This is a genomic window from Candidatus Zixiibacteriota bacterium, assembly GCA_020853795.1.
Taxonomy (GTDB): domain Bacteria; phylum Zixibacteria; class MSB-5A5; order CAIYYT01; family CAIYYT01; genus JADJGC01.
Window position 1 is genome coordinate 1 of record JADYYF010000090.1, and the last position, 2,867, is coordinate 2,867.

Here is a 2,867-nt window from a genome sequence, read left to right on the forward strand (position 1 = left end):
CGTGCCGGTGCCGGTGCACCTGGTCGGCACGGCCGAGGGTGTCCGCGGCGGCGGCGTGCAGGAATTCGTGATGCGCGAACTCGAGGTCGAGTGTCTGCCGACCGATATCCCGAATCACATCGAGGTTGATGTGACCGCCCTGAAGATCGGCGACTCGATTCACGTCAGCGACATCAAGGTGGAGAAGTTTGAGATCGTGACCGATCCGTCGCGCACGATCGTGATCATCTCCGCGCCGACAGTAGTGGCGGCGCCGACGCCGGCCGAGGGTGTCGAGGGCGAAGCCGTTGCGGCGGAAGCCGAGCCGGCCGAACCGGAAGTTATCACCGAGAAGAAGCGCGAAGAAAAAGAGAAGGAAAAGGAAGAGAAAGAGAAGAAGTAAGCTTCATCTCGCATCTCTCAACCCATCGCAGCGGCAGGCCTTCTGGTCTGCCGCTGTTGTTTGTTGGGGGCTCGCACGGCTTCGATCATCACCGCAAGTCGATTTAGCTTTGGCGCTATGATCTTGGCCGACCTCCCGTTTCTATCCTCTTACGCTATTTGACGATGATCTGATCCCCGCGGGAATAACCCAAGTTGTCGTTGGTATCTCCAACAGGTGGTTCCGCCTCAGCAGCTGACTTCAAGACGGTGCAACTTCCAAGAAGGAGGACTCTATGAAACGCAAACTTGCCTTAGTGCTCGCGGCACTGGTCAGCACCCAGGCCGGCCCGCTTGGTGCTGCGACGACGACTGTAGACGCGAAAATCACCGCTGCAACGGTCTACAATGATCGGGCTCTGGTTACGCGCACGGCAACAACCACACTCGCTCGCGGTGATCAAATCCTGATATTCGACGGCATTCCCCTTGCAGCGGAAGAAGTCTCGATCCGGCCGATAATCTCGGGGCCCGACGCAAGCATCTACGGGATCAAACACCGAGTTAAAGACATCGGTGTACCCGACTCCGCCGATCAAGTTCGACTGCAGAGCGTCATCGATAGTCTTGAGAACAACGTCGCCCACCGGATTAGCGATCAAATCGCCATGCTGGAGCGGCAAAGATCAATGCTGGAGGCCTTCGCTGACGGCAGCGGCGAACTCTCGGCGGAAGCCGTGAAAGCCGGCTTCAACGCCGGCAACTGGGCGACCGCGTACGCATTTGTCAGCAGTCGTCTTCCTCCCGTTGTCGACTCGCTGCGCCTGCTCGGCATCCGCCTTAAGTCAGTCAATGAACGAATTCGAGCCATGAAGATTCTGTACCAGGAAAACGTCGCGGTCGCGCGACGCCAGGTCCGGTCGGCAGCAGTTGAGGTGGTGATCGAAACACCCGGTGTCTACGTCGTGGCAATTGAATACGTCGTTCCCAATGCCAGTTGGCGACCGCTTTACCATGCGCGCCTCGGCGACTCGAATTTGGTGGTGATAAGTTGTTTCGGACAGGTGCAGCAACAGACCGGGGAGGATTGGGACGACGTCGAGATTACGCTGTCGACAGCGCAGCCGGGGCGGACCGCTACTCCCGGCGAACTCGTGCCACGACTCCTGAGCGTTCGGGAAGTGATGCAGCAATTCGGTAATGTCCACATCCGCGGCGGCCGCAATAACGAAGTCCAGTTCGTGATCGACGGCGTGGCCTGCATGGATCCAATCGGGGGGCTCTCGGCAACCGAACAGGCCAACTTAAGCGGCGATAACCGCCTCGAGGATCTGATGATCATCAAGGGCGGTCTTGATGCCGAATACGGAAATGGCAATCCGGGGATCGTCAACCCCGCCTATGTTCTTGCCACCGAGTACTCGACACAATTCCGCGTGCGCTCGCGCCAGACGATTCCGTCCGGCGGCGAGGTCGTGCGCACGCCGATCAACGAATGGACCATGGCCGGTGACTCGCGACTCGTGGTCCGGCCGCGCAATCAACTCAACGCTTTCCGCTTTGTCAGCTTGACTAATGAAACCGGCGTGCCGCTGCTGCCGGGCCAGATCAATCTCTTCGCCGGCGCCGACTTCATCGGCTCGTTGAATTCGCCGTTTCTCATCATGCCGACGCAGAAGTTCGAGTTGGCGTTCGGCATCGATGACCGCATCGAGGTCAAGCGCGAGATTGTCAATCAGCGCCGCAGTGCCAACGGCGACAGTCGCAAACTCGAAGAAACTGTCGTGATCACACTCATTAATCATAGTCACAATACGGAAAAAGCCGAGCTTGAGGAAGCTTTGCCGGTGTCCAGCGACTCGCGCATCAAGGTGAAGACCAAGGCGATTGTGCCGAAGGGAGACGACTCGATGGGACAGGGGATCAATCGTTGGCAGTTAGAACTGCACCCCGGAATCGAATCCGTAGTCTCGATAACTTATGAGATCGAGCATCCCGCATCGCTGCAACTGCTCGGCATGTGATGAGCACGCCCCTTGCCCTCCCTCTTCCTTCGGGAAGAGGGAAGGCTGGGGGTTGACGATTTTACGGTCAGTTACCTGATTTTCCAACTAACGTGAAGACCACGACCTCCGGCCGGTTGGCGGAGCGCAGCGGCGGCCCCCAGGTGCCGGTGCCGCAGGAAGTGTAGAGACTGTAGTCGCCGTCCTGATACAGGCCGTGATCGAGTCCGCGATAGACCTGCCGCGTGATGTAATTGAACGGCCACATCTGGCCGCGGTGTGTGTGCCCCGCCAATTGGAGGTCAACACCCAGCAATTTCATGGTGTCGGAGAAGGCCGGTTCATGATAGAGCACTATGATCGGCTTGCTGCGATCCACGCGCGCCATGACCGAGTCCAGGTTCTTGCGCTGTCCCATTAACGGGTAGTCGATGCCGACCAACTGCACACCGTCGATTTCGACCACCTCGTCGCGCAGAATCCGCAGCTTCAGTCCTGACAACG

At 58.6% G+C, this 2,867-nt stretch carries 3 protein-coding genes; 2 read left to right on the forward strand and 1 reads right to left on the reverse strand.

Annotation, left to right across the window (positions count from 1 at the left end):
• On the forward strand, nt 1–382 hold a 382-nt coding region (locus IT585_07150; GenBank protein ID MCC6963012.1), incomplete at its 5' end, for a 50S ribosomal protein L25/general stress protein Ctc.
• A gap of 274 nt (nt 383–656) precedes the next feature.
• Nucleotides 657–2,384 carry a DUF4139 domain-containing protein gene (locus IT585_07155; protein ID MCC6963013.1) on the forward strand — a complete coding sequence of 576 codons (1,728 nt, stop codon included), beginning with the start codon at nt 657–659 and terminating at the stop codon, nt 2,382–2,384.
• Between the two features lie 67 nt (nt 2,385–2,451).
• Here the strand turns inward: IT585_07155 and IT585_07160 are convergent.
• Nucleotides 2,452–2,867, reverse strand: a 416-nt coding sequence (locus IT585_07160) for a metallophosphoesterase (protein ID MCC6963014.1), incomplete at its 5' end; no start/stop codon positions are given.

Coding starts and splice junctions, on each gene's coding strand:
- IT585_07155 (MCC6963013.1), top strand. CDS start 657: ATGAAACGCAAACTTGCCTTAGTGCTCGCGGCACTGGTCAGCACCCAG.